This is a genomic window from Colwellia sp. Arc7-D (assembly GCF_003061515.1).
GTDB lineage: Bacteria > Pseudomonadota > Gammaproteobacteria > Enterobacterales > Alteromonadaceae > Cognaticolwellia.
In genome coordinates, this window is record NZ_CP028924.1 from 827,059 (window position 1) to 851,933 (window position 24,875).

The 24,875-nt window shown below is 37.9% G+C and carries 27 protein-coding genes and 4 pseudogenes; 26 read left to right on the plus strand and 5 right to left on the minus strand.

The genetic code is table 11. The features are described from left to right. Nucleotide 1 precedes the first annotated feature (1 nt). The 13 genes and pseudogenes from DBO93_RS03580 to DBO93_RS03640 all read left to right on the plus strand — a co-directional run bounded on the left by DBO93_RS03580 (nucleotide 2) and on the right by DBO93_RS03640 (nucleotide 10,746). Nucleotides 2-715: an RNA polymerase sigma factor FliA gene (locus DBO93_RS03580; RefSeq protein ID WP_108455104.1), complete on the plus strand. Its 714-nt coding sequence runs from the start codon at nucleotides 2-4 to the stop codon at nucleotides 713-715. 54 nt (nucleotides 716-769) lie between these two features. Next, nucleotides 770-1,153, plus strand: a complete 384-nt coding sequence (gene cheY, locus DBO93_RS03585) for a chemotaxis response regulator CheY (protein WP_108457733.1) — start codon at nucleotides 770-772, stop codon at nucleotides 1,151-1,153. A gap of 30 nt (nucleotides 1,154-1,183) precedes the next feature. Next, the gene (locus DBO93_RS03590; protein WP_108455105.1) at nucleotides 1,184-1,927 is read left to right on the plus strand and encodes a protein phosphatase CheZ; all 744 of its coding nucleotides are present in this window, start codon (nucleotides 1,184-1,186) and stop codon (nucleotides 1,925-1,927) included. 13 nt (nucleotides 1,928-1,940) lie between these two features. Beyond that, a complete protein-coding gene (locus tag DBO93_RS03595) occupies nucleotides 1,941-4,067 on the plus strand; it encodes a chemotaxis protein CheA (RefSeq protein WP_108455106.1) in 2,127 nt (708 codons plus the stop codon). A 43-nt stretch (nucleotides 4,068-4,110) separates the two neighbouring features. Next, nucleotides 4,111-5,235: a chemotaxis response regulator protein-glutamate methylesterase gene (locus tag DBO93_RS03600; RefSeq protein WP_108455107.1), complete on the plus strand. Its 1,125-nt coding sequence runs from the start codon at nucleotides 4,111-4,113 to the stop codon at nucleotides 5,233-5,235. After that, a complete protein-coding gene (locus DBO93_RS03605) occupies nucleotides 5,228-5,974 on the plus strand; it encodes a flagellar motor protein (protein ID WP_108455108.1) in 747 nt (248 codons plus the stop codon). Before DBO93_RS03600 ends, DBO93_RS03605 begins: the two co-directional genes overlap by 8 nt. After that, nucleotides 5,971-6,963: a flagellar motor protein MotB gene (locus DBO93_RS03610; RefSeq protein WP_108455109.1), complete on the plus strand. Its 993-nt coding sequence runs from the start codon at nucleotides 5,971-5,973 to the stop codon at nucleotides 6,961-6,963. Before DBO93_RS03605 ends, DBO93_RS03610 begins: the two co-directional genes overlap by 4 nt. Before the next feature lie 12 nt (nucleotides 6,964-6,975). Then, nucleotides 6,976-7,751: pseudogene (locus DBO93_RS18880) on the plus strand (ParA family protein). A gap of 4 nt (nucleotides 7,752-7,755) precedes the next feature. Next, complete coding sequence (locus tag DBO93_RS03620; protein WP_108455110.1) at nucleotides 7,756-8,184, plus strand: hypothetical protein; 429 nt, start codon at nucleotides 7,756-7,758, stop codon at nucleotides 8,182-8,184. Nucleotides 8,185-8,195: 11 nt separating this feature from the next. After that, a pseudogene (locus DBO93_RS03625) lies at nucleotides 8,196-8,638 on the plus strand (chemotaxis protein CheW); the annotation flags it as partial. A gap of 87 nt (nucleotides 8,639-8,725) precedes the next feature. Further along, nucleotides 8,726-9,220: a chemotaxis protein CheW gene (locus tag DBO93_RS03630; protein WP_108455111.1), complete on the plus strand. Its 495-nt coding sequence runs from the start codon at nucleotides 8,726-8,728 to the stop codon at nucleotides 9,218-9,220. 21 nt (nucleotides 9,221-9,241) lie between these two features. Then, nucleotides 9,242-9,745, plus strand: a complete 504-nt coding sequence (locus DBO93_RS03635) for a DUF2802 domain-containing protein (protein WP_239059102.1) — start codon at nucleotides 9,242-9,244, stop codon at nucleotides 9,743-9,745. A 200-nt stretch (nucleotides 9,746-9,945) separates the two neighbouring features. Further along, on the plus strand, nucleotides 9,946-10,746 hold the full coding sequence (locus DBO93_RS03640; RefSeq protein ID WP_239059103.1) for a VacJ family lipoprotein: 801 nt from the start codon (nucleotides 9,946-9,948) through the stop codon (nucleotides 10,744-10,746). Between the two features lie 36 nt (nucleotides 10,747-10,782). On the opposite strand, the gene DBO93_RS03645 is transcribed toward DBO93_RS03640, so the two are convergent. Further along, a complete protein-coding gene (locus tag DBO93_RS03645; protein ID WP_108455113.1) occupies nucleotides 10,783-11,091 on the minus strand; it encodes a DUF6170 family protein in 309 nt (102 codons plus the stop codon). A gap of 226 nt (nucleotides 11,092-11,317) precedes the next feature. Between DBO93_RS03645 and ribE the strand changes: the two genes are divergently transcribed. The 4 genes from ribE to DBO93_RS03665 are packed head-to-tail and all read left to right on the plus strand — an operon-like array spanning nucleotide 11,318 to nucleotide 13,674. Further along, entirely contained in the window at nucleotides 11,318-11,782 is a 465-nt protein-coding gene (ribE, locus tag DBO93_RS03650; RefSeq protein WP_108455114.1) for a 6,7-dimethyl-8-ribityllumazine synthase, read from the plus strand. Between the two features lie 12 nt (nucleotides 11,783-11,794). Then, a complete protein-coding gene (gene nusB, locus DBO93_RS03655; protein WP_108455115.1) occupies nucleotides 11,795-12,211 on the plus strand; it encodes a transcription antitermination factor NusB in 417 nt (138 codons plus the stop codon). Nucleotides 12,212-12,229: 18 nt separating this feature from the next. Beyond that, nucleotides 12,230-13,201: a thiamine-phosphate kinase gene (gene thiL, locus DBO93_RS03660; RefSeq protein ID WP_108455116.1), complete on the plus strand. Its 972-nt coding sequence runs from the start codon at nucleotides 12,230-12,232 to the stop codon at nucleotides 13,199-13,201. 2 nt (nucleotides 13,202-13,203) lie between these two features. Beyond that, nucleotides 13,204-13,674, plus strand: coding sequence for a phosphatidylglycerophosphatase A (locus tag DBO93_RS03665; protein ID WP_108455117.1), 471 nt, complete (start codon nucleotides 13,204-13,206; stop codon nucleotides 13,672-13,674). Nucleotides 13,675-13,934: 260 nt separating this feature from the next. Here the strand turns inward: DBO93_RS03665 and serA are convergent, their stop codons facing one another. From serA to DBO93_RS03685, 4 genes and pseudogenes are all read right to left on the minus strand, one after another. Next, nucleotides 13,935-15,164: a phosphoglycerate dehydrogenase gene (gene serA / locus DBO93_RS03670; protein WP_108455118.1), complete on the minus strand. Its 1,230-nt coding sequence runs from the start codon at nucleotides 15,162-15,164 to the stop codon at nucleotides 13,935-13,937. A gap of 109 nt (nucleotides 15,165-15,273) precedes the next feature. After that, a pseudogene (gene rpiA, locus DBO93_RS03675) lies at nucleotides 15,274-15,927 on the minus strand (ribose-5-phosphate isomerase RpiA). 175 nt (nucleotides 15,928-16,102) lie between these two features. Next, on the minus strand, nucleotides 16,103-16,453 hold the full coding sequence (locus DBO93_RS18885) for a 5-formyltetrahydrofolate cyclo-ligase (RefSeq protein WP_239059104.1): 351 nt from the start codon (nucleotides 16,451-16,453) through the stop codon (nucleotides 16,103-16,105). Between the two features lie 630 nt (nucleotides 16,454-17,083). Beyond that, nucleotides 17,084-18,517, minus strand: a pseudogene (locus DBO93_RS03685) (peptide MFS transporter). A 731-nt stretch (nucleotides 18,518-19,248) separates the two neighbouring features. On the opposite strand from DBO93_RS03685, the gene DBO93_RS03690 reads away from it, so the two are divergent. The 9 genes from DBO93_RS03690 to DBO93_RS03720 all read left to right on the plus strand — a co-directional run bounded on the left by DBO93_RS03690 (nucleotide 19,249) and on the right by DBO93_RS03720 (nucleotide 24,524). Then, the gene (locus tag DBO93_RS03690; protein WP_108455119.1) at nucleotides 19,249-19,644 is read left to right on the plus strand and encodes a hypothetical protein; all 396 of its coding nucleotides are present in this window, start codon (nucleotides 19,249-19,251) and stop codon (nucleotides 19,642-19,644) included. 30 nt (nucleotides 19,645-19,674) lie between these two features. After that, nucleotides 19,675-19,827, plus strand: coding sequence for a hypothetical protein (locus DBO93_RS18675; protein WP_162533716.1), 153 nt, complete (start codon nucleotides 19,675-19,677; stop codon nucleotides 19,825-19,827). A gap of 32 nt (nucleotides 19,828-19,859) precedes the next feature. Next, a complete protein-coding gene (locus DBO93_RS19090; protein WP_275403664.1) occupies nucleotides 19,860-19,982 on the plus strand; it encodes a hypothetical protein in 123 nt (40 codons plus the stop codon). Then, the gene (locus DBO93_RS03695) at nucleotides 19,960-20,238 is read left to right on the plus strand and encodes an SLBB domain-containing protein (protein ID WP_162533717.1); all 279 of its coding nucleotides are present in this window, start codon (nucleotides 19,960-19,962) and stop codon (nucleotides 20,236-20,238) included. The genes DBO93_RS19090 and DBO93_RS03695 overlap by 23 nt, the downstream gene beginning before the upstream one ends. Next, nucleotides 20,235-20,498, plus strand: a complete 264-nt coding sequence (locus DBO93_RS03700) for a hypothetical protein (RefSeq protein ID WP_108455121.1) — start codon at nucleotides 20,235-20,237, stop codon at nucleotides 20,496-20,498. Before DBO93_RS03695 ends, DBO93_RS03700 begins: the two co-directional genes overlap by 4 nt. A gap of 135 nt (nucleotides 20,499-20,633) precedes the next feature. After that, nucleotides 20,634-20,975, plus strand: a complete 342-nt coding sequence (locus DBO93_RS03705; RefSeq protein ID WP_162533718.1) for a hypothetical protein — start codon at nucleotides 20,634-20,636, stop codon at nucleotides 20,973-20,975. After that, on the plus strand, nucleotides 20,968-21,966 hold the full coding sequence (locus DBO93_RS03710) for an SLBB domain-containing protein (protein WP_108455123.1): 999 nt from the start codon (nucleotides 20,968-20,970) through the stop codon (nucleotides 21,964-21,966). Before DBO93_RS03705 ends, DBO93_RS03710 begins: the two co-directional genes overlap by 8 nt. A 137-nt stretch (nucleotides 21,967-22,103) precedes the next feature. Then, nucleotides 22,104-23,384, plus strand: a complete 1,281-nt coding sequence (gene tviB, locus DBO93_RS03715; protein WP_275403665.1) for a Vi polysaccharide biosynthesis UDP-N-acetylglucosamine C-6 dehydrogenase TviB — start codon at nucleotides 22,104-22,106, stop codon at nucleotides 23,382-23,384. Nucleotides 23,385-23,477: 93 nt separating this feature from the next. Further along, the gene (locus tag DBO93_RS03720) at nucleotides 23,478-24,524 is read left to right on the plus strand and encodes an NAD-dependent epimerase/dehydratase family protein (RefSeq protein ID WP_108457736.1); all 1,047 of its coding nucleotides are present in this window, start codon (nucleotides 23,478-23,480) and stop codon (nucleotides 24,522-24,524) included. Nucleotides 24,525-24,875: the final 351 nt, after the last annotated feature.

Below are 24,875 nucleotides of genomic sequence, written 5' to 3' on the forward strand. Positions count from 1 at the left end.
AGTGGTAAAACTACATACTTATAGTGTTGACAAGTCGGCTTTATTGGAACAACACACGGTGCTTGTGAAGCGTATCGCTTATCATTTACTTGCCCGATTACCTGCCAGTGTTATTGTGGACGATCTTATTCAGTCGGGCATGATCGGCTTACTTGAAGCATCAAATAATTTTGACAATACCAAAGGTGCTAGCTTTGAAACCTTCGCAGGTATTCGCATTCGTGGTGCTATGCTTGATGAGATTCGCCGTGGTGACTGGGTTCCTCGCTCAGTTCACAAAAATAGTCGTATGATCAGCGAAGCAATAAAAAATTTAGAAGCCGAACATGGTCGCGACGTAAGCGACTTTGAGGTGGCTGAAAAGTTAGAACTTTCGATTAACGAATACCATCAAATTTTGAATGATGTTAGTGCAGGTAAAATACTCGGCATTGACGATTTAGGTGTGAGTGAAGATGTAATTGAAGTTGCCCACAGCCAACAGCCTGATGAACCCTATGCTAATATTGAACACAGTTTCTTTAAAAAATCATTGGCCGAATGTATTTCCTCTTTACCCGAACGAGAAGCTTTAGTACTGTCTTTGTATTATGATGAAGAACTTAACCTTAGAGAAATAGGCCAAGTTCTTGATGTCAGTGAATCTCGGGTAAGCCAAATACACAGTCAAGCAATGCATCGATTAAAAGCTCGTATGCAATCTTGGCAAAGTTAAGTAGAATAAATAATATCATCGTAGAATTTTTAAATGTTCTCACCGGAGGGTGCCTTGGATAAAAATATGAAAGTGCTTGTTGTTGACGATTTTTCAACAATGAGACGTATAATCAAAAACTTGTTACGTGACTTAGGTTTTACCAATATTTCAGAAGCTGATGACGGTAACACAGCACTGCCGATGCTTAAAGATGGTAATTTTGAGTTTGTTGTTACCGACTGGAATATGCCAGGCATGCAAGGTATCGATTTACTTAGAGCAATAAGAGCTGACAGTAATTTATCGCATATACCGGTTTTAATGGTAACTGCAGAAGCTAAGAAAGAACAAATTATCATGGCGGCGCAAGCTGGTGTTAATGGCTACATCGTAAAACCATTTACGGCAGCAACCTTAAATGCCAAGCTTGATAAAATTTTCGAGCGTCTCGGTTAATTAATCATTTCTGTTATGCAAGGCCGTCTTATGAGTACAAATACAAGTGTCCATGTTTCTTTAGAGCAAGCAAAGTTGTTGGTTGAATATATTGAAACAGACCAACAAGCTAAAGCCAATGAGTTAATTTCAGAAATACAAAACCCGATTAACAACGAATTGTTCGCAGAAATAGGTAAATTAACCCGGCAACTACATGACTCATTAAATAATTTTCATGTTGATGAGCGCTTGAGTGATTTAGCAACAGCTGATATTCCTGATGCTAAAGAAAGGTTAAACTTTGTTATTAGTCATACTGAAGCGGCCGCTAATAAAACTATGGATGCGGTTGAAGCAATATTTCCAGTCGTTGACGGTATTCAAAAGAAAATTAGTACGGTTAATCCGTTGTGGCAAAAATTAATGCACAACGAACTTGATGTAAGTGAGTTTAAGTCCTTATGTTTAGATATTGACGTTTTATTGAAAACGACTGAAAAAGAGACCAGTAAAATTCATAGCTTAATGACAGATATTCTGATGGCACAGGACTTTCAAGATATTACCGGTCAGGTTATTCGTAAAGTTATAGATTTAGTGCGTGAAGTTGAAGAAAGCCTAATTTATATGTTAACTGCTTTTGGTATTTCATCAGAAAAAGATAAATCTAACCATCTACCTAAAGTAGGCGAAAACTTAGTGGAAGGTCCAATCATTAACAGCGAAAACCGCCAAGATGTTCTGTCAGATCAAAACGACGTTGATGATTTATTATCAAGTTTAGGTTTTTAATAGGAGTTACTAAATGTCATTTGAACAAGATGAGGAAATTCTTCAGGATTTTTTAATCGAAGCTGGAGAAATACTTGAAACCTTGTCGGAACAATTAGTTGAACTTGAAAATGATCCTAATAATGCCGAATTACTTAACGCTATTTTTAGGGGCTTTCATACCGTAAAAGGCGGCGCTGGCTTTTTATCACTTGCTGAGCTTGTAGAAGCTTGTCATGGCGCTGAAAATGTTTTTGATACTTTAAGAAATCAACAACGCGCTGTTACCTCAGCGTTAATGGATGTGATCCTGCAAGCACTTGACACCATTAATGAACAATTTGCGCAAGTACAAAATAAAGAACCATTATCAAGCCCCGATCCTACATTAATCGCCGAATTACATCGATTATCTCAACCTGAAGCTCAAGACAATCAAACAGCTGATGTCGTAGAAACTCCTATTGCAGTGCCTGCATCAAATAATGCTAATTCAAATGACGAAATGTCAGAAGACGAATTTGAACGTTTATTAGATGAACTTCATGGCGGCGGTTCGCCAACGCCAACTGCGCCTGTGGTTGCTAAGCCTGTAGAAGCAAGTAGTAATGATATTTCGGATGACGAGTTTGAATCGTTATTAGATGAACTGCATGGCCAAGGCGCATTTTCTGCAACGGTTAAAGTAGAAAGTCCTAAAGTAGAAGTTCCTAAAGCAGCACCAAGTTCACCTGATGAAATAAATGATGCTGATTTTGAGGCATTATTAGACGAGTTACACGGCAAAGGACAAGGGCCTAACGCTAAAGCGTCTGTACCTGAAGCACCAATAGAAAAAACCGCTCCATCAGCACCGGCGGTAAATGCATCTGTACCGAAAAAACCTGAAGTTAAGCCGACAGTTAAACCAGTGGTTAATCAACCCGCTGAGGCAACTGACAAAAAATCGTCACCGGTAAAACCATCACAAGGTGAAACAACCGTTAGGGTTGATACCAAACGTTTAGATCAAATTATGAACATGGTAGGTGAATTAGTACTCGTTCGAAATCGCTTAACTAGCCTTGGATTGTCCAAAGAAGATGAAGACTTAACTAAAGCCGTATCAAACTTAGATGCCGTAACAACAGACTTGCAAGGCGCGGTAATGAAAACGCGAATGCAACCCATTAAAAAGGTTTTTGGGCGTTTTCCTCGTGTAGTACGTGACTTAGCTCGTAGTTTAAATAAAGAAATTAAACTGATTCTTGAAGGTGAAGAAACCGATTTAGATAAAAATTTAGTCGAAGCACTCGCCGATCCGCTTGTGCATCTTGTGCGTAACTCAGTCGATCATGGTATCGAATCACCAGAGAAGCGCGAAGCCTCTGGTAAGCCACGAGAAGGTGTTGTGGTGTTATCAGCATCACAAGAAGGTGACCACATTCTCCTGACTATTCGTGATGATGGTGCAGGGATGAATGCAAATAAATTAAAAGAAATTGCGATCGAACGAGGTGTTTTAGACGCCGATGCGGCCGCACGCATGACTGACAAAGAAGCTTTTAGTTTAATTTTTGCGCCAGGTTTTTCAACTAAAACTGAAATCTCAGAAGTTTCAGGCCGTGGCGTTGGTATGGATGTAGTAAAAACAAAAATTACCCAACTCAATGGTACGGTTAATATTGATTCAGAAATGGGGGTTGGCACCATACTTGAAATTAAAGTGCCATTAACATTAGCCATATTACCCACATTAATGGTCATTATTGGTAAGCAAACCTTCGCTTTACCTTTGGCTGCCGTAAATGAAATATTCCATCTTGATTTAACCAAAACAAATGTCGTTGATGGGCAGTTAACCATTATAGTGCGCGAAAAAGCGATCCCATTATTTTACCTCGATAAGTGGTTAGTGCGCGATTATATTGAAAAGCCTCGAGAACGCGGTCATGTTGTGATTGTACAATTAGGTAATCAACAAATTGGTTTTGTTGTTGACAGTTTAATTGGACAAGAGGAAGTGGTTATTAAACCTTTAGATCGATTATTGCACGGCACGCCAGGCATGGCAGGTGCTACTATAACCAGTGACGGCGGCATAGCGTTAATTATTGATGTCCCTAATATGCTTAAATATTATTCGAAAAAATCGATATTGCATAAAAAATTACGTTCATAGCAGTTTTGATAATAAATTAACAACGACAGGAAGTAGATTGTAAATGTCCTTTAAAGTATTGGTGGTTGATGACTCCAGTTTTTTTCGACGCCGAGTAACGGATATTCTCAATAATGATCCTGATCTCGAGGTTGTTGATGTTGCTATTAATGGTTTAGACGCGGTTGAAAAAGCTATTGCGCTAAAGCCTGACGTAATAACCATGGATATAGAGATGCCATTGCTTAATGGCATTGACGCTGTTAAACAAATAATGGCGAAAGCACCTACTGCTATTATTATGTTTTCTTCGTTAACTCACTCTGGAGCTAAAGCAACACTTGAGGCTTTAGATGCGGGTGCGTTAGATTTTCTGCCAAAAAAATTCAATGAAATAGCCAAAACGACAGAAGACGCAGGAAGCTTATTGCGTCAACGTGTCAAACAACTGGCAAAAAAGAAAGGTACAGTATTACCGCGCATTTCTACTTTTCGCTCTCGGGCTGCGGTTGATGCGAAAACGAATACTAATACCAATAACCCCACTTCTAAACTTGCTGACGGTAATGCCAAGTACCAAAGCGATTTAGCAAGTAAAAATTCAGCAAAAAAATACAAATTATTAGCGATAGGAACATCAACAGGTGGGCCTGTAGCCTTACAGCAGCTATTAATTCAGCTACCAGAAGATTTTCCTTTGCCGATCGTTATTGTTCAACATATGCCTGCGGCATTTACTTTAGCGTTTGCTAATCGATTAAATAACCTGTGTAAAATAACCATTAAAGAAGCAAGTTCCGGTGACATTTTAAAGCCTGGTCACGCATATATAGCGCCAGGGGGTAAACAAATGGTCATTGATGGTACAGAAAATGCAGCAAAGCTGAGAGTACTGGAAGATAATTCTGAGCGGATTGCTTTCAAACCCAGTGTAGATATTAGTTTTGCTTCAGCCGCTAAAGTTTTTGGTGGCAATGTTTTAGGTATTATATTAACCGGAATGGGTGCCGATGGTCGTGAAGGTTCACGATTATTAAAAAGCAAAGGGGCAACTATTTGGGCACAGGATGAAGAGTCTTGTGTAGTTTATGGTATGCCACAAGCGGTAACGGTTGCAGGAATATCTGAAAAATCACTGGCGATTGATAGCTTTCCATCTGCAATTCTTAAGGAAATACAGCATGGATAAACTAAGTATATCAGGGTTGTTAATTGCCATATTGGCGATATATTTTGGCTTTGTAATTGATGGTGGCTCAGTTTCTTCACTGTTAGAGCTACCTGCATTCATTATTGTTTTTGGTGGCACACTGGGCGCCGTTATGTTGCAGTCATCACAAAGTCAATTTTTACATGCAATGACATTATTAAAATGGCTGTTTGTTCCGCCTAAATATAATGTTGAGCAGGGAATAGAGTCGATTGTTCAGTGGGCTGAAAAAGCCCGTGAATCTGGTTTTTTATCATTAGAATATATCGCCGAAGAAGAACATGATTTTTTCGTCAACAAGGGGTTAAACCTACTTGTTGACGGTGCTGAAGTTGAAAACTTAAGAGTTTCACTTGAGTTAGACTTAGACTTGTATAGAGAGCATAACTTGCGCTCTGCTCACGTATTTGAGTCAATGGGCGGTTACAGTCCAACCATAGGTATTCTAGGTGCGGTACTTGGTTTAATTCATGCCATGTCAAATTTAGCCGATCCACAATTATTGGGGCAAGGTATTGCCACCGCCTTTGTTGCAACTATTTACGGTGTTGGTTTTGCCAACCTTATTTATTTACCTGTTGCGAATAAAATTAAAGCTATTGTGCATCAACAAACTATGTACCGTGAAATGATGACCGAAGGGTTAATCGCCATAGCGTTAGCAGAAAATCCACATGCCATTGAAAACAAATTATCGGCATTTCGGTTAGAGCAATGAACCGCCTCAGATCAAGACGTCATTTAGTTGAACATGAAAATGTTGAACGTTGGTTAGTTTCTTACGCAGATTACATGACCTTACTCTTTGCACTTTTTGTCGTGCTTTACGCGATGGCAATGATCAACGAAGAACCTTTTGAAACGGCGACTGAATCGATTGGTAAAGTGTTTCAAGCTAACGATGAACAGCCTAAAAACCGTGGGCATGGTGATGACATTTTACCTGTTAACAGTGCTAAAACTAAAAAACGTTTATACGGTAATGGAATATTAATTGACGCTGGACCTGAACTTGTAACCGGTGAAGTAACCTTATCAAACGTCTCAGATGCTCAAGTAGGGACGACATTAACTTCTCTAGAGAAAGACCTACATGAAGCTTTATACGAGTTAGTTGAATCTGGCTACGCACAATTACAAATTGACGGTGACTGGTTAGAAATCGAATTAAACAGCGGCTTGCTGTTCCCTAGTGGTTCATCTTCGCCAACTAATGCCGCTAAAGATATATTACTCGTTATTCACCAAGTTATTGCTGACGCGAGCAACTATATTCGGGTGCGGGGCTATACTGATAATCAAGCGATTGAAACAGAAATATTCTCTTCTAATTGGGAGTTATCAGTATTTAGAGCAACCGCTATTTTAAGAGTTTTAGAAGAGTTAACCTTAAACCCTGCCCGAATGGCGATAGAAGGGTATGGTCAATATTACCCAAGTGGTGACAATGCTACAGCAACAGGTCGAGCAAAAAACCGTCGTGTTGTTATTGCTATTTCTAAATATGGTCTCGAAAAAGCCAATTTATTGGCGACACCAACTATTTCAGTACAAGACGTAGAAGCGATAAAAAACATTAATACTGATGATGTTGATGATGAAATTCGTATTATTAGGCTGGAAAATGGTGGTATTCGTATTACAACAAGAGCGGAGACTAATAACCCTGAAGTCACTAACCCGCCGGAAAATAAAGATGATGAATAATAGGAATTACACTTGGTAGTTTGGACAGTTGCAAATCAAAAAGGCGGGGTAGGCAAAACAACGACCACTATCGCCTTGGCTGGGTTATTAGCAGAACAAGGCCATCGTGTTCTGCTTGTTGATACCGACCCGCATGCATCATTAAGTTATTATTTTGGTATTGAGTCGGAAGACTTGGAACTGAGTGTGTATGACTTGTTTATGCAAGTAGCGAGCAAAGAGCAAATAATGCAAAGCCTTTGTCCATCGAGTTATGACAATATTGATATATTGCCGGCAACCATGGGGTTAGCAACACTTGATCGCGCTCTCGGTAATAAAGGCGGTATGGGCTTAGTACTTAAAAAAGCTTTACGTGCAATTGATAGCGAATATGACTATGTATTAATCGATTGTCCTCCTGTGTTAGGGTACTTATGGTTAATGCCTTAGCCGCCAGTGATAGAATTATTGTTCCGGTTCAAACCGAGTTTCTAGCGCTAAAGGGTTTAGATCGTATGATGAAAACGTTAGATATTATGCAAGCGCAGCAGCCCTCAGGCTTTAAATATACTATTGTGCCTACTATGTTTGATAAACGCACAAAAGCGTCGATATTAACTTATCAAAAACTGTTAACATTATATGGTGAGGATGTTTGGTCGGCAGTCATTCCCATCGATACCAATTTTAGAAATGCCAGTAACGCTCAAAAAGTGCCTTCTGACTATGCTGCGAAATCTCGTGGTGTCATAGCTTATCGAGATTTATTAACCTATTTAGTTAACTTAACTACACAGAGTAAGTAAGCCCATGTCAAAGTCTTTAGCTGCTAGTAAAAAATTAATGCAAAGCTATTTGTCAGAATTGCTTACAGAAGAAGTGGAGCCACAACCAGCGCGGCAAGTTAAAGAAAAAGCTACGTTACCCGTTAAAGAAAAACAAGCACAGCCACTTGAGAGCTTACTTAATAATGCCAATTTATTGCAAGTTGCAGCACAAGAAGAGGCTAAACCACTAAGCTCAGCAAAGGCGGTCAATAAAAGTTTACTTGAAAAAACGCAGGTTGAAACTAAAGCTTCAGAAGATATAGACGTTGAGCCCATTTCGTCAAAGAATAAGTCGTCAGAAATACAGTCGAAAACAATCACTAATGAACCCACATTAGCAGCGGTTAAAGCTAATGTTAATGAAATTAAAACAAGTAAAAGCTTAGGGGCTTTGCTGACAGTAAACCGCTGAGTTATCGTCAAGGTGACTTTCAAGCTATGTTTTTCGAAGTTGCTGGATTAATTATCGCTGTGCCATTAGTTGAATTAGGCGGTATACACAGCAATAATAAAACTACGCCACTTATGGGTAAGCCTGATTGGTTTAAAGGCGTTATGCTGCATAGAGAAGAAAAGATTAACGTGGTTGATACTGCGCTTTGGGTAATGCCAGAAAAATGCGACCAAGCACTACTTTCAGCACTTAATTATCAATACATTATTATGCTTAATAATTCAGAATGGGGCTTGTCGGCTGAAAAGTTGGTTGATACGGTAACGCTTAAGCAAGAAGATGTTAAATGGTTAGATACCCAAACAAGCGTCCTTGGCTTGCCGGATTAGTTAAAAATCGTATGTGCGCACTGTTAGATGTTGATTCCTTAATTAAGTTATTGGAAAAAGGCGCAAATATAACGCAAATATAAAGTAAGATTAATTGATGAATTTAATCTTGCCAGTATACTTAGTGCATAAGTACTTTAGTAAAACAGAAATTTAAAGAGGTCAGCAGAATGTCTGATGAAAGACGCAATGCAAGTGAACGTGTAGACATTAATGATGAAGTACTACAATGGGTAACCTTCAAACTTGGTAGCGAAACCTACGGTATTAACGTAATGCAAGTACAAGAAGTATTGCGCTACACCGAAATAGCACCAGTGCCAGGCGCACCTATGTATGTTATGGGTATTATAAATCTTCGTGGTAATGTTGTAACCGTTATTGATACCCGAGCAAGGTTTGGGCTTGAATCTGCTGAAATAACAGATAATACGCGTATTGTGATCATTGAAGCGGATACCCAAGTCATTGGCATTTTAGTTGATAGTGTTGCCGAAGTGGTTTACTTACGAGCATCAGAAATAGATGTAGCGCCTAATGTAGGTAACGATGAAAGTGCGAAGTTTATTCAAGGTGTTTCTAACCGAGAAGGTGAACTACTTATTTTAGTCGATTTAAATAAACTGCTGTCTGATGACGAATGGGATGAATTAAAACAATTCTAACGATAGCCCATAAGCCTGCTAATGCAGGCTTTAATTTCTAGTGAAGCCAATAGTCTTATGGAAAATATTCCTGCTAACTTGATAAGTTTAATCGCATTTGCCATTGTGATGCTTGTTGCCATGTTGTTATTGGCGCTTAAAAATCGCTTTTCTCAGCAAATTCAGAATTTGCAGCAACAGGTACAAAGCCAAGAAATACAGCTGATAGAATTACAAAACCTGCTTGCGAGTAATCAGTCGGCATTAGAGGCTACCCAACAACAATGTAATGACACCCAGTTAGAAAATGAACAAGTTAGCAAACAACTAGAGCACCGTATAAAAATGGCTCAAGAGCAATTTAGTGCTCAAGCTGAGACCATAGAAAAACTTCTCCATCAACAACCAGAAGATAAGCTATACACACGCGCTCAAAAATTGGTTGAACTTGGCGCAGACATCGCTGAAATTATGCGTGAATGCGAAATACCTAGAGCGGAAGCTGAAATGTTACTGTCGATACATCGCCAAAAATCAGCTAAGTAGCTAAGTACTTAGTTACTTTGTACTTATCTTCTACATCAACTCACACTGCTGTGCTTATTTACTGGTTATTGTCAGTTGCGATTAAATTTACATTTTTAAATGAAAATTTTAATACTGTCGTGATAAACTCAAGCCTTTAAAAATATTTTTATTTTAACCGTTATTAATTTTACTATCGGTTAGCTAACAAGGATCCTGTAGTGAACAGATCAAAAAAAGTTGCTTTGAACAAGAAGGCGACATTTAATTTCCAGATTTTGTTAATGATAATCTTTACTTTATTTTTAACTGCATGTTCGACAACACCCTCGTCAGAACAATCCGTATCTGATCCAAAAGATCCGCTCGAAGCCATAAACCGTCCTTTTTGGACCTTCACATGGGATTATGCCGATAAGTATGTTTTCAAACCTGCTTCACAAGGTTATGTGGAATATATGCCAACGGATTTACGTTCAGGTGTTTACAACATGGCGCTGAACTTGAACGAACCTTCAACTATCATCAATCATTTGTTACAAGCAAAGTTCACCGAGGCGGCTAAATCAACGGGTCGTTTTGTTTTAAACTCGACCATAGGGTTATTAGGGTTTTTCGACCCAGCAAGTGATTTTGGCTGGAATCGTAAAGAAGAAGAATTTGGTGAAGTACTCGGCAGTTACGGAGTTGGCGACGGACCATTTTTAATGGTACCCGCATTAGGTCCTTCGTCGGTACGTGAAGAAGTGGGTGACTTTGTTGATAGCTATTACTGGCCACTTGCCATTATCGATTTTTGGCCTAACTTGTTGCGTGCAGGTATTATTGGTTTGGAAGCTAGAGCTTCGTTTGCCGATCAAGAAGGCATTCTAAAAGATGCAATAGACCCGTACGAGTTTGTTAAAAATGCCTATTTTCAAAATATGGAATTTAAAGTTCACGATGGTAATCCGCCTATCGAAGTGGACCAAGCAGAAGAAGAAAATATTGACGCTTACCTAGAAGAGCTAGAAGGAATGTAGTTTTATCTATAGTAAAATAAAGAAGAAAAAAGCGAACTAATGTTCGCTTTTTTTGTATTGGGCAATTGCTTTATCAAGATGTTTTTGTGCGAAATACAACATTATAGGTCTTAATAAGGCAAAGTAGGCTATTAACACAACGGCCACCGATGCTGCTAATGCAAAGCCTTGTAAATTAGCAATAAACAGAAATGGTGGTATCAATAACGATAACTTAATAATGTTTAGTATAAATTTTTCAGGTGCAGACATTTTAGCCTGTGCCAAGCTTAAAATAGCTTGTCGCTGATGTAAGCTAAATTCATGCAAGGCCGGTATTTTATTTGAAGAAAAATAAATAGTCATAAAATTTTAATTATATGCACGTAAAGTATAGATATCACTATGATACAAAAATGGCGCTTAATGTGCCACGAGCAAATAAAATAGTTTAATCAGATTAAAGTGCTGCTACTCAAAGTGAAACAGCAAGTTTAGCGGTTTAATTTTGTATAAATTTGTCAAAACGAGTTCCTCAGTGGCGTGCAATTTGCTAGAATTGCCGAAATTTTTATCAGTAGGTGATTTTTAAATGAATGTCATAGAAGCTAACTTTGATGCAACCGGTAAGAAATTCGCCATTGTAGTCTCTCGTTTTAACAGTTTTGTTGTTGAAAGTTTACTTGAAGGTGCAGTAGATGCACTTAAACGCCATGGAAATGTTGCAGATAACGATATTACTGTTATTCGTGTTCCTGGTGCATATGAGCTGCCAGTAGCAGCTAAAAAAATCGCTGCGAAAGGCGGATTCGATGGCATTATTGCTATTGGCGCTGTTATCCGTGGTGGAACGCCTCATTTTGATTTTGTTGCAGGCGAGTGTAATAAAGGTTTAGCACAAGTAGCAATGGAATATACTTTACCCGTGGCATTTGGTGTTATTACTACAGATACTATTGAACAAGCTATTGATCGTGCTGGCCTGAAAGTAGGCAACAAAGGCGCTGAAGCAGCGTTAAGTGCATTAGAAATGGTTAATGTGCTCGATAAGTTATAACAGGATACTATTGTGAAACCAACACCTAGAAGAAAAGCCAGAGAATTGGCAGTACAAGCTGTCTACTCTTGGCAGCTAAGCCAAAATAACGTTTCTGAAATCGAATTAAATTTTTTGACTGAGAACAGTGCGCGTCGTTTCGACATTCCTTATTTTCAACAATTGTTTACTGGTGTAACAGCCAATGTTAGCAGTATTGATGATAACATAGCACCACATGTTGATCGCCCATTAGCGGATGTTGACCATGTTGAAAAAGCGGTTCTACGTGTTGCGGTATATGAACTAACTCAATGCTTAGATGTGCCTTATCGTGTCATTATCAACGAAGCCATTGAATTAGCAAAATCATTCGCTGCTGACGATAGTCATAAGTTTGTGAACGGTGTGTTAGACAAAGTCGTTAAGCTTGTTCGCCCGAACGAATAGTCAAAATTTGGTTGTAATATGAAAGAGTTTGAATTGATCAAGCGCTTCTTTAGTGAGCAAACGATTAAACGCAAGGATGTTGTACTCGGGATCGGAGATGACTGCGCCATAGTCAGCCCTTCTGAGCGTCAAAATATTGCAATTACCACAGATACCCTAGTTGCCGGCGTGCACTTTCCACATGAAACTAGCGCACGAGCTATCGGCCATAAATCGATAGCGGTAAACTTATCTGACCTAGCAGCTATGGGCGCTGAACCTACTTGGATTTCTCTGGCAATTACTTTGCCAGAAGTTGATGTGAAGTGGGTAGAAGAGTTTTGCCAAGGTGTGTTTGAGTTGTGCGAGTTTTATAACGTGCAATTAGTAGGTGGAGACACCACACAAGGCCCTTTGAGCATTACACTTACTGCACAGGGTTTAGTACCAAAAGATAAGCACCTTACACGTGCAGGAGCCAAAGCCGGTGATTGGATATATGTCACGGGTGAAATTGGTGATGCAGCTTTAGCGCTTAAACATATATTCAAAGAGGTGAATGTAGCCCCTGAATATAGAGAAAGTGTACAACGCAGCTTAGATTTTCCAACACCGAGAATTCTTGCTGGACAAGCACTTCGCGGTTACGCAAGTTCAGCAATCGATTTATCTGACGGTTTAATTGCAGATTTAGGCCATATTTGTAAAGCATCTAAAGTAGGCGCTAATATTGTTTTAGACGATTTACCTATTTCGAATGCTTTGCGTGACACTGTTGGTTTAGAAAAAGCGTATGAAATGACCTTAGCTGGTGGCGATGACTACGAACTGTTATTTACGGTTTCTGAAGATAACAAAGTAGGCATGGAAACAGCTTTAGCTAATACCAGCAACACAATTACCTGTATTGGTCAGATCAACCGTAGTGAAAAAATCACGACGACTCTAAACAGTAAACCTGTAACACTGCACGCTAAAAGTTTCGAACATTTCTCTCGCAACAAAGACTGAATATGAAAAAATCTACGGCAAACTTTCGTCTATCAAATCCTGTGCATTTTCTGGCATTGGGCTTTGGTAGCGGTTTAGCACCTAAAGCACCGGGCACTTTTGGTACTTTAGCGGCAGTACCACTGTTTTTATTGATGGCACCGTTAAGTAACCCAATTTATTTGTCGTTGTTAATTGTTATGAGTATCGCCGGAATTTACATTTGTGGTAAAGCGGCCGAAGATGCTGGCGTGCCTGATCATGGCGCGATAGTTTGGGACGAATTTGTAGGTTTGCTGATCACCATGTTTTTGATGCCAGTAACTTGGCAAACGCTACTGGTAGGTTTCGTGTTATTTCGATTTTTTGATATTTTAAAGCCATGGCCCATCTCTTATATCGATAAAAACTGTCATGGTGGCTTTGGTATTATGCTTGACGATATTGTCGCAGGTATTGCCGCTTGGGCTTGTATGATGGTTATTTTTTACTAAAATTAAAACTTTCCCCTTCAATTATCCTTATCACTGCGTATTTTTGTAGTTAAGCCTATAACTTGGCTTGTCATTCGGTTTATAAGTCGAACATTGTTCGATGCTAGTAAAATCACACCCTAAGCTCTAATCTTCAAAAAGCATATTGTCTAACCGCACACATTGCTAAAAAAAAACCAAAGCTTATAGGCTTTGGCTTTTACGATTTAGTATTCACATGCACATGCACATGCATATTCACATTAATATTAGCGATAGAACTAGTTTAAAAGTCTAACTCTAATTGTCGCTTCAATTTGTTTTAACTCTTTTAACGCTAACTCGCGACTTTCAACTTCAATATCAATAACTACATAACCAATTTGGTCGGCAGTTTGTAAATACTGAGCAGCGATATTGATATTATGCTTGGCAAACATTTGGTTGATTTGTGTCAACACGCCTGGCTTATTGTGATGAATGTGCAATAAGCGGCTAGTACCAATATGTCCAGGAAGTGATACTTCAGGGAAGTTGACCGCAGATAACGTAGAGCCATTATCTGAATATTTAGCCAGCTTGCTTGCTACTTCAAGACCAATGTTTTCTTGTGCTTCTTTAGTGCTACCACCAATATGAGGCGTTAAAATAACGTTGTCAAAAGCGCGCAATGGGCTAACAAATTCTTCATCGTTGCCTTTAGGTTCAAACGGAAATACATCAATGGCTGCACCAGCCACTTTTTTATTGCTTAAAGCCTCTGCTAACGCATCGATATCAACAACAGTGCCACGAGAAGCATTAATAAATATAACGCCGTCTTTCATCACTTCAAATTCTGCAGCACCCATCATGTTTTTTGTTTGCGGTGTTTCAGGAACATGTAAGCTAATAACGTCGGCTTCTTTTAATAATGAAGTCATGGTAGGAGCTTGGCTGGCATTGCCTAAAGGTAGCTTAGTTTCGATATCAAAAAAGCGTACTCTCATACCTAGCGTTTCTGCAAGTATGCCTAATTGCATGCCGATATGACCATAGCCAATAATACCTAAAGTTTTACCTCTAGCTTCAACTGAACCTGCAGCAGACTTATTCCAAACGCCACGATGTGCTTGAGCACTTTTTTCAGGAATGCCGCGCAATAATAATAACGTTTCACCTAACACTAACTCAGCAACAGAGCGGGTATTTGAAAATGGTGCGTTAAATACCGGAATACCTAATGATTGTGCTGCCGCTTTATCGACCTGGTTTGTACCAATACAAAAACAACCAATAGCAACAAGCTTTTTAGCATGGCTTAACACTTTTGCGTTTAAATCTGTGCGAGAACGTATGCCAATAAAATGTACATTAGCAATTTTCTTAATCAGCTCGGCTTCAGAAAGTGAGGTTTTAATATATTCAATATTAGAATAGCCTTTATTCTTAAGCTCTTCCAAGGCGCTTTGATGAACGCCTTCTAAAAGTAATATCTTAATTTTGTCTTTCGCTAATGAATTATTGCTCATGTTTGTTAATCTTCTCTGGATCAAAAATTTACTTATTTTAAACTTAATTAAATAAGCGTTTAGATGGCTAGATACCTAAACTATCATATAGGGCATAAACTCTAAAGTGTTATTTTACTATTTTTGCACCGTCTTGCGTGCCGATAATTAATACGTCGGCAGGACGATTAGCGAACAAGCCATTAGTAACAACTCCTGCGATAGCATTAATACTATTCTCTAATGCTTTAGGGTCGAGTATTTCTAAGTTATGCACATCAAGGATCACATTACCATTGTCAGTAACAACACCTTGACGATACTCAGGATCGCCACCTAACTTAACTAACTCTCTAGCAACATAACTACGCGCCATAGGAATAACTTCAACAGGCAGTGGAAAACGGCCTAGCATAGGCACTTGTTTCGTATCATCAGCAATACACACGAAGGTTTTAGCAACTGCAGCAACTATTTTCTCGCGGTTAGGGCAGCACACCACCTTTAATCATATGCATATGAGGATTAATTTCATCAGCACCATCAACATAAACATCAATACCATCAACGTTATTAAGATCAAATACTTCAATGCCGTATGATTTCAAGCGCTCAGTTGAGCCGTCAGAACTAGACACTGCACCGATAATGCTCCCTTTTATAGTCGCAAGCGCATCTATAAAGTGGTTAACTGTTGAGCCCGTACCTACACCAACAATCGTATCCGCTTTGATATAGTCTAGGGCTTTTATTGCTGCCGCTTTTTCATTTCATCTTGAGTCATAATTAGCCTGTGTTTAAATAAGTTAGAAGTTATTAACCGTCAGTTGTTAGTAAAATATAGTGCCCAGTTTAATGACGTTAAATGAAGCTTAATAAAGTTTAAAATAATCATTATGACAACTGAAAGCTAACTACAATTGCCACTATTATAACAACAGTATTAACTAAGTTAGCGTTTATTTATGTATGTCGAATTTATATTGTCTAGTCGGAGTTACTATTTCTGGTAGCGGAATATCCCAGAGCTGAGAGGGAATTGCGTCTATTAATTGAATGTCATGTGCCAAACCAATAGGGTAAGGCTTAGTTAACTTTCTTTCGTAAGCATTTTTATCTTTATTCACAAGGCTATAGTGCTTAAACCAAGATGATAAGGTTCTATCATAAAACCCGCCACCCATACCTAAGCGATTACCTGTTGGGTCAAAAGCCACTAATGGGGTGAAAATAATATCGATATCGTTGATACTTTTAATTAGACGAACGTCAAGTTTAGGCTCTGAAATGCCATAGACATTGGTTTGCATTTCACTATTTTGATGATAATGCAGAAATAATAAATTCCCAGGGCTAAAGGATGAATAACAGGTAAATAAATATTTTTATTTTGCTGCCAGCACCACTGTATAAATTGCATAGGGTCAAGTTCACCATCGTTTGCTAAATAAACGGCAATATTTTTAGCTGCTAGCACATCGGTTCTTTGTGTTAATTGGTAAGTAAATCACCTGATAATTCTTTTTGATCAATATGACTGAGGTTTTGTCGTTTGGTTCTGATCAATTGTCTTATTTGATTTCGTGTGGTCATAATTAATCGCGTTTTTCTTAAGTTAAACTGATACGGCGTCAAAATAATAAGCTAAAGCACAACGTACAAGAAACAGCTGCAAAAGGAAATAGCCCCTTATGGTATATTGTTACAACTCGGAATTAATTACTTATATTTACTGATGCTTTTAGGTGTTTTTAAATAGTTTTATTAAGATGAAATTTCGGATTAGTGTGTGTTATCTGTTCAGTTAATTAGGGGCTGCATCGTCACGAAAATGAGGGCAGTGCTAAAACGACGATAATAAATTTAAAGTGCATTTTTTTCAGACAAAAAAAATAGCCAACAAATTGTTGGCTATTTTTAAGCATTATTATTGAGAAAAACTATGCTGTAGTGGTTGTACCGTTGTTTCCTGCGTTCGGTGCTGTTGAATCATCTTCTTCTGTTTTAAGCGCTTCCCAGAATCTTGATTTCAAACCTACAAGCAAAATTATAATACCAATACCAATACTAAATAGGCTGATTTGGATATAAACGCTGGTATCTGTTCAACGTTATTAGGATCATAATTACCCGCAAGTAAGCCAGAAATTAATATTACCAAATAAGTTAAACAAACACACCCATTTGGCAAATCTTCTTGGCGATAATTTACTTACAGCACTAGCGCGATTGGGCTTAAATAAATTCAACCGTGTGAAAAGTAAGTTGTTATTAACCAACCTGGAGCTACTTGTAAGCCACTTGCCGCATATTGTGCTGCAAAAAACATAACGATAAATCCACTCGCCATAATAATTAAACCAGCAGCACATTAATGCCGTATGCAGGTGTAACCATTCTTTGGCCTAACTTAATCCAAAATGCAGAAAAAAGGTGAAAGCAAAACGATAAACATTGAGTTTGAGAACTGAAACCATGCTGTTGGTATTTCAAAAGAACCTATCATACGGTCAGTATAATCACGTGCGAATAAGTTCATTGAAGACCCTGCTTGTTCAAAGCCAGACCAAAACAGGCAGAAGCAATACAAATTAATAATAGTGCCCAAAGTTTTTTCTTTTCGTTACCCGTTTAAATCACAAAAGTAATAACTGCATAATAAACAACAAAAATTAAAGTAAATGCTATGGCAACATATTGCGCTGTGGCAATAGGGTCTATAACGATAACACCTTGAAATGTTAATACAGTAACAATAGCAATGGCAACGAGTGAAGCAACAATAATGGTCCAACTATTACGTTGGCCTTTTGCTGATAAAGGCGCTACCGGCTTTGAACCTACACCTTCTAATTTAGGTGTAGTGATTTTGTATTGAATCAGGCCTGCAGCCATACCAATTGCAGCAGCACCAAAGGCGTAGTGCCAACCAAAATCAGACGCTAAATAACCACAAATTAAATAACCAATGAAAGAGCCTAAGTTAATGCCCATATAATAAATAGCATAACCACTGTCACGACGTTTATCATTTTCACTGTACAATTGACCTACCATAGCGCCAATATTTGGTTTTAATAAACCGGTACCCAAAATAACTAAAATCAAGCCGATAAAGAATGTTTTTTCATTTGGAATAGCTAAAACTATGTGGCCGAACTGATGATAATACCACCATACCAAACCGTGCCACCAAGTAATCTATCAGCTATCCAACCGCCGGGAAGACCCATAAAATAAACAGTACCGGTGTATAAACCATAAATAGCAGTAGCTGATGCGATAGTTATGCCTAAACCGCCTTCTTGTAACGTTGCCGTCATAAAAAGTACAAGTAATGCGCGCATGCCGTAATAGCTCATGCGTTCCCACATTTCGGTAACGAAAAGTGTTTTCAACCCGCCCGGATGGCCATAAAATGCCTCTGAATTTGGGGTGCTCAATATAAAATCCTCAATAGGTAAGGACCAAACACGTTTTAAAATTTTTGTTGTTTCAACATGCAGAAATATCAAGTTGATTGTGTTTAGTTAAGTTACAAACTTTTAATAATCAGCCCGTTTTAATACCTTTGCTAGCGTTGAAAGCAAGTCTGGAAGGTTAATCTTTTGTTAATGATGAACAACTGCTTATTTTTTGTTATAAAGCTTGGGTAACTAGCTTTTATAGATATGTGATACTTAAGTAAAATACATTGCTAACTCAATAGATTAATAGTTTATTGAATTTCTAAATGCTGTGCTAGTTAATGTATTGCCACAGTTATTTTTGAGTATTGGTTATTTCCGCTTTAAGTCAAAAATTGTACTAATCACAAAGTATTGTAAACAAAGTTATCCGTTACTGTATTAAATAGGTGCTACTCAATAAAGCTTGATAGTTAAGTCATGCTATGAAGTTAGTCATTCAAAAACAAGTTTAAATAACAAACCGATAACCTAACCCATTTTTATCGCTAAGCCTTATAGCAATAACGTACTTTATCTTGATGCTCAGGTTAATAAAAAGTTACTTTAACCAAAGTACACTTACTGATAAACTCCCGTCTGAATTTACTTTTAAATCTAAGTTCTGTACCCCGTATATAGGAAGAAATTACGCGCCAATGATTCACTTTATTCGTCTACTAACAAGCCTTCTCGTCGTTTTACATTTCTCTTTTAATGCGCTTGCTGCACAAATTAGTCAACAGCAAATAGCGCAATTTAAAAACTTACCTAAATCTCAGCAGCAGGCACTAGCGCAGAGTATGGGCGTTGATCTTAACTCGGTGATGGGGCAAATATCAGGTAGCAACCAACAAACACAGCTATCATCAACACCTATTACGCCTAGAGATACGACTGAAAATAACATTAGAAATCAGGTGAAGATTCTTTTTTCGAAGACGATAATGCATTGTTCAAACCGCTTGAAAGGTTTGGTATGGACGTTTTTTCCAATGCCCCAAGTACGTTTACGCCCACCATGGACATCGCCATTCCAAATCATTATGTTTTAGGCGTTGGTGATCAATTATCGATACAAGTATATGGCAAAGAAAAATGCTGAATACGTTCTACCTATAACCCGAGAAGGCAACATACTTATTCCTGATGTTGGGCCAATTAAAATCGTAGGGTTATCTTTTTCAGAAATGAAAAAGTTTCTGACTGAAAAAATTCAACAACGCATTATCGGGTAAATGTAGTGGTAAGCTTAGCTGAGTTACGATCTATGCGTATTTTTGTGTTAGGTGATGCTTATAAACCTGGCCCTTATACATTGAGTTCACTTTCAAGTGTAACGCACGCTATTTTCGCTGCCGGTGGTGTTAGTGAATATTGGCTCATTGCGTAATATTGAAGTAAAGCGTGCGGGTAAAATTGTTCAAACAGTAGATTTATACGACCTACTTATAAAAGGCGATTCATCAAGTGATATTTTATTGCAATCTGGCGATGTGGTTTTTATTCCTACGCAAAGCAAAAGTGTTTCAATACTGGGTGAAGTAAGACGACCTGCCATATATGAATTAAAAAAAGGTGATAACTTCAATCAGGTTATCGCAATGGCTGGTGGTTTACTGCATCGGCATACCCTCAATCTACGATGATTGAACGTTACAACAACCAAAATTTACGTAGCATCATCAATGTTGACTTAACTGATAGCGCAGCACGTAAACAAGAATTAAAAAGCGGTGACTATGTACGTGTGCTAAAAAGCTCAGGTATGTACGAACAATCAATTACTGTTATCGGCGCTGTAACACGCCCAGGAAAGTATCAATGGCAACAAGATATTAAAATAGCGGATTTATTGCCAAATTTAGACTCTCATATATTACCATCGGCCGATTTAAGTTATGCTTAATTGTTCGTCAAAAAGACGATGCCAGAAACATAGAAGTACTACAGTTCAATTTAGCTCGAGCATTAAGTATTACTACTGAAAATTCGGTTGATAACTTAATGCTACTGCCGAGTGATAAAATTTTAATATTTTCAAATGTTACAAAATCTGTTGATGAAAAAAATATCGCTAGACGAGTTGGCTTTTACAAAAGAACAACTTTTCGCTAAAGAGCGCCAACAAGCTAAAACTTCATATGATGAAAAATCGTTTTGGAAAAAGTACGGTGGCAGTTCGTCACAACGTTCATCGGCAACTGCAGAAGATGAAGAAGCCGAGCGTTTAGCGAACCAATCGTTAGTAGAAATTACTAATACTGTAGATAGAAATGTCGATATTCGCGAAATGGCGCTATTTTCTCGTCCACGCCTATTAGCGCCAGTGTTAAGGAAAACTACGTCAACAAGGTGCTTCAGGGCAACCCATTCAATTGGTTGAAGTTGATGGTCAAGTTAAGTTTCCTGGTATCTATCCTTTAGCTCAAAACTCGAAAATTAGTGATTTATTAGCCGCGGCTGGTGGTGTAAAAGAGTCTGCATATTTAACACGTGCTGAAGTCACTCGAAACACTTTCACTGCAGAAGGTGCAACAAAAGTATCGTTAGATGTAGATTTAGATTTAGCACTAAAAGAAGATAAGAGCTTTGATATAGCTTTGCAAAGTAAAGATAGATTAAACGTACACAAAATTCCAGCTTGGAGCGAAAACCATGTTGTTGAGTTACGTGGTGAGTTTGTCTTTCCTGGAAAATACACCATTCGTCGTGGTGAGACTTTAGCTGACTTAGTGACTAAAGCGGGTGGCTTAACACAATATGCTCACCCTGATGGCTCAGTATTTACCCGTAAAAAGCTGAAAGAATTAGAAAAGCAAAACTTGATTAAGCTCGCAGGTGACCTACGTATTGAAATGGCATCTAAATCGTTAACAGATCAAGGTACTTCAACTTCTTACGATGATGCTCAAAAATTATTGGCTGATATTACCGAACTTGAACCTGTAGGGCGTTTAGTGATTAACCTGCCCCATTTAATGAAGTCAAATAGTGATGAAGTATTACTGGAAGGTGTGACGTACTTTTTTGTACCGACCAAGAAAAACTCTATTAATGTTATTGGCCAAGTGCAAGTAGGATCATCACATTTATACAATAGTGCAATGACTGCTGAAGACTATATTGCCCAAAGTGGTGGCATTAAAAAGCGTGCCGATGAAGAGCGTATTTACGTTATATCAGCAAGTGGTAGCATTAAAATGATAGAACAAAGTAACTGGTTTGCTGGTACAGCAGACACCTCATTAAAACCAGGCGATACCATAGTTGTGCCGTTAGACTCAGAATATATGAACGACCTAACGTTATGGTCTACAGCAACGCAAATTATTTATAATGCAGCGGTGGCCGTTGCGGCAATTAACGGTATTTAATAAGACATAATGATCTTAGTGGGTTGGTATTTATAACGTCAATTTGATGATTTAAATACCGACCTACAATTTAAAAAGCATTAAGTGAAGAAGTAATAATAAAATATAACTGGCTTATAATAGTATAGGTTCTTAAAATGATACGTGACTTAAAAGATGTGAAAATTGCCATAATCGGCTTAGGCTATGTTGGTTTGCCGCTAGCGGTAGAGTTTGGAAAAAAATATAAAACTTTAGGTTTTGATATCAACCAAGCACGCATATCAGAATTAAATAATGGTACCGATAGCACGCTTGAAGTTAGCGATGAAGAATTGGCCAAAACAGTAAACCTCAGCTACTCCTGTCAACCAGATGATTTAAAAACAGCTAATGTTTATATTGTTACTGTGCCAACGCCTATTGATCAACATAAACAGCCTGATTTAACTCCATTGATTAAAGCGAGTGAAATGCTAGGTAAGGTAGTTAAACAGGACGATATTATTATTTATGAATCTACTGTTTACCCTGGGGCAACAGAAGAAGCTTGTATTCCCGTAGTAGAAAAGTTTTCAGGTTTAGTTTTTAATAAAGATTTTTATGCGGGTTACTCACCTGAACGCATTAACCCAGGTGATAAAGAACATAGAGTGACTAATATATTGAAAGTAACGTCAGGCTCAACCCCTGAAATTGCAACGATAGTTGATGATTTATATCGCTCTATTATCACTGCCGGTACGCATAAAGCGAGTTCAATCAAAGTTGCAGAAGCTGCAAAAGTTATTGAGAACACACAACGCGACGTTAATATTGCCTTGATCAATGAGCTATCTATAATTTTTAATAAACTCGATATCGATACTTTGGAAGTACTAGAGGCTGCAGGCACTAAATGGAACTTTTTACCGTTCCGCCCAGGTTTGGTAGGAGGTCACTGTATTGGTGTTGATCCTTATTACTTAACTCATAAAGCTCAGTTAGTTGGCTATCATCCTGAAATGATACTGGCTGGAAGACGTTTAAATGACGGTATGGGCGCTTATGTAGTGTCTCAATTAGTAAAAAATATGTTACATAAACGTATTCAAGTGGAAGGTGCAAACGTATTAATTATGGGCCTTACCTTTAAAGAAAATTGTCCTGATTTACGTAATACCAAAATTGTTGATATTGTAAGTGAGCTTAAAGAATATAATATCAATGTAGATATTACTGACCCATGGTGTTCAAGCGAACAAGCTGAACATGAGTACAATTTAAGTCTGGTTGAAAAACCAAAAACAGGTCATTACGATGCCATTATTCTTGCTGTAGCTCATAATCAATTCAAGCTAATGGGAGTTGATGAAATTCGCAAATTAGGTAAAGCACAACACGTACTTTACGACTTAAAATACATTTTGCCAAAAGAGTCAGTGGATATGCGTTTATAAAAGCATCACATAAAATAAATGTGAGTTAATTATGACAAGTATTCAGCTATAAGTTTTAAACTATCAGTAAAGTAACAGTAAATGGACGTAATAATGTCAAGATACGATGAAGTAAAGAAACAACTTATACAAACACCAAAAACTTGGCTTGTAACAGGTGTCGCCGGATTTATTGGCTCAAACCTTCTAGAGACATTATTATTATTAAACCAAAAAGTTATAGGTTTAGACAACTTTGCTACTGGCCATCAACATAACTTAGATGAAGTTCAATCTGAAGTGTCTTCTAAGCAATGGCATAACTTTACTTTCATCGAAGGTGATATTAGAAACTTTGAAGATTGTCAAAAAGCACTCACAATTGATAATACAGCGATAGATTACATTTTGCACCAGGCTGCATTAGGATCTGTTCCTCGCTCAATTGCCGATCCCATTTTAACTAACTCGGCAAATATAACGGGTTTTGTTAATATGTTAACGGCAGCAAAAGACGCTAAAGTAGCAACTTTTGTGTACGCTGCTTCAAGTTCTACCTACGGTGATCACCCTGCATTACCTAAAGTTGAAGAAAATATTGGTAAACCATTATCACCGTATGCTGTTACTAAGTATGTTAATGAGCTTTATGCCGACGTATTTAATAAAACTTATGGCTTAAATACGACAGGTTTACGTTATTTTAATGTTTTTGGGAAACGCCAAGATCCTGATGGTGCTTACGCTGCTGTTATTCCAAAATGGACTGCAGCAATGATAGAAAATCAAGACCTATTTATTAATGGTGATGGTGAAACTAGTCGCGACTTTTGCTTTGTTGAAAATGCTGTACAAGCGAACATATTAGCAGCAACCGCTGATGAAGAAGGTAAAAATCAAGTTTTCAATGTAGCACTTGGCGATAGAACAACGCTGAACGAGTTATTTTCAAGCTTAGTGTCGGCGTTAAGTCTTAATGAAGTCAGTTATAGTAAGCAGGCGACTTATCAAGACTTCAGAGCAGGAGATGTACGCCATTCACAGGCCGACATATCTAAAGCTAAAAGTTTAATTGGTTATCAGCCTGAGTTTCGTATTCAGCAGGGTATTAACAAAGCAATGCCTTGGTATATCGACTTTATAAAAAAACAAAATATGTAACTAGTTAATACAGACTGTATTACTTAAATTGTCGGACTTTAGCCCTACAATTTAAGCAGCACATATTAGTTGTAATAAAAAGCGCATCAAACATAAGCCTCAGAGTATATTACTATGAATGGTGGTGCTGCTTTATACAGAAAACCACTGAGCTTATAATGATACATATCTACTTAAATATCTAAACTGAATCAGCGAAATTATCTAAATATCGATGACATAACTTAAACACTAATACTAAAAAATTAATAAAGCACTATTAACAAGGCCGAAGACCTTGTTATAATACTTATTCAGTTGGGCAGTTAGTATTATATATTAATTTAAAGTGCCTCTAGGAATAGTTATTAA

What these genes read in the sequence shown, in the direction of transcription:
- DBO93_RS03590 (WP_108455105.1), top strand. Translation starts at nt 1,184, where the DNA reads ATGAGTACAAATACAAGTGTCCATGTTTCTTTAGAGCAAGCAAAGTTG.
- DBO93_RS03595 (WP_108455106.1), top strand. Translation starts at nt 1,941, where the DNA reads ATGTCATTTGAACAAGATGAGGAAATTCTTCAGGATTTTTTAATCGAA.
- DBO93_RS03600 (WP_108455107.1), top strand. Translation starts at nt 4,111, where the DNA reads ATGTCCTTTAAAGTATTGGTGGTTGATGACTCCAGTTTTTTTCGACGC.
- DBO93_RS03605 (WP_108455108.1), top strand. Translation starts at nt 5,228, where the DNA reads ATGGATAAACTAAGTATATCAGGGTTGTTAATTGCCATATTGGCGATA.
- DBO93_RS03610 (WP_108455109.1), top strand. Translation starts at nt 5,971, where the DNA reads ATGAACCGCCTCAGATCAAGACGTCATTTAGTTGAACATGAAAATGTT.
- DBO93_RS03620 (WP_108455110.1), top strand. Translation starts at nt 7,756, where the DNA reads ATGTCAAAGTCTTTAGCTGCTAGTAAAAAATTAATGCAAAGCTATTTG.
- DBO93_RS03630 (WP_108455111.1), top strand. Translation starts at nt 8,726, where the DNA reads ATGTCTGATGAAAGACGCAATGCAAGTGAACGTGTAGACATTAATGAT.
- DBO93_RS03635 (WP_239059102.1), top strand. Translation starts at nt 9,242, where the DNA reads ATGCAGGCTTTAATTTCTAGTGAAGCCAATAGTCTTATGGAAAATATT.
- DBO93_RS03645 (WP_108455113.1), bottom strand. Translation starts at nt 11,091, where the DNA reads ATGACTATTTATTTTTCTTCAAATAAAATACCGGCCTTGCATGAATTT.
- ribE (WP_108455114.1), top strand. Translation starts at nt 11,318, where the DNA reads ATGAATGTCATAGAAGCTAACTTTGATGCAACCGGTAAGAAATTCGCC.
- thiL (WP_108455116.1), top strand. Translation starts at nt 12,230, where the DNA reads ATGAAAGAGTTTGAATTGATCAAGCGCTTCTTTAGTGAGCAAACGATT.
- DBO93_RS03665 (WP_108455117.1), top strand. Translation starts at nt 13,204, where the DNA reads ATGAAAAAATCTACGGCAAACTTTCGTCTATCAAATCCTGTGCATTTT.
- serA (WP_108455118.1), bottom strand. Translation starts at nt 15,164, where the DNA reads ATGAGCAATAATTCATTAGCGAAAGACAAAATTAAGATATTACTTTTA.
- DBO93_RS18885 (WP_239059104.1), bottom strand. Translation starts at nt 16,453, where the DNA reads ATGCAAACCAATGTCTATGGCATTTCAGAGCCTAAACTTGACGTTCGT.
- DBO93_RS03690 (WP_108455119.1), top strand. Translation starts at nt 19,249, where the DNA reads ATGATTCACTTTATTCGTCTACTAACAAGCCTTCTCGTCGTTTTACAT.
- DBO93_RS18675 (WP_162533716.1), top strand. Translation starts at nt 19,675, where the DNA reads ATGGCAAAGAAAAATGCTGAATACGTTCTACCTATAACCCGAGAAGGC.
- DBO93_RS19090 (WP_275403664.1), top strand. Translation starts at nt 19,860, where the DNA reads ATGCGTATTTTTGTGTTAGGTGATGCTTATAAACCTGGCCCTTATACA.
- DBO93_RS03700 (WP_108455121.1), top strand. Translation starts at nt 20,235, where the DNA reads ATGATTGAACGTTACAACAACCAAAATTTACGTAGCATCATCAATGTT.
- DBO93_RS03705 (WP_162533718.1), top strand. Translation starts at nt 20,634, where the DNA reads ATGTTACAAAATCTGTTGATGAAAAAAATATCGCTAGACGAGTTGGCT.
- tviB (WP_275403665.1), top strand. Translation starts at nt 22,104, where the DNA reads ATGATACGTGACTTAAAAGATGTGAAAATTGCCATAATCGGCTTAGGC.
- DBO93_RS03720 (WP_108457736.1), top strand. Translation starts at nt 23,478, where the DNA reads ATGTCAAGATACGATGAAGTAAAGAAACAACTTATACAAACACCAAAA.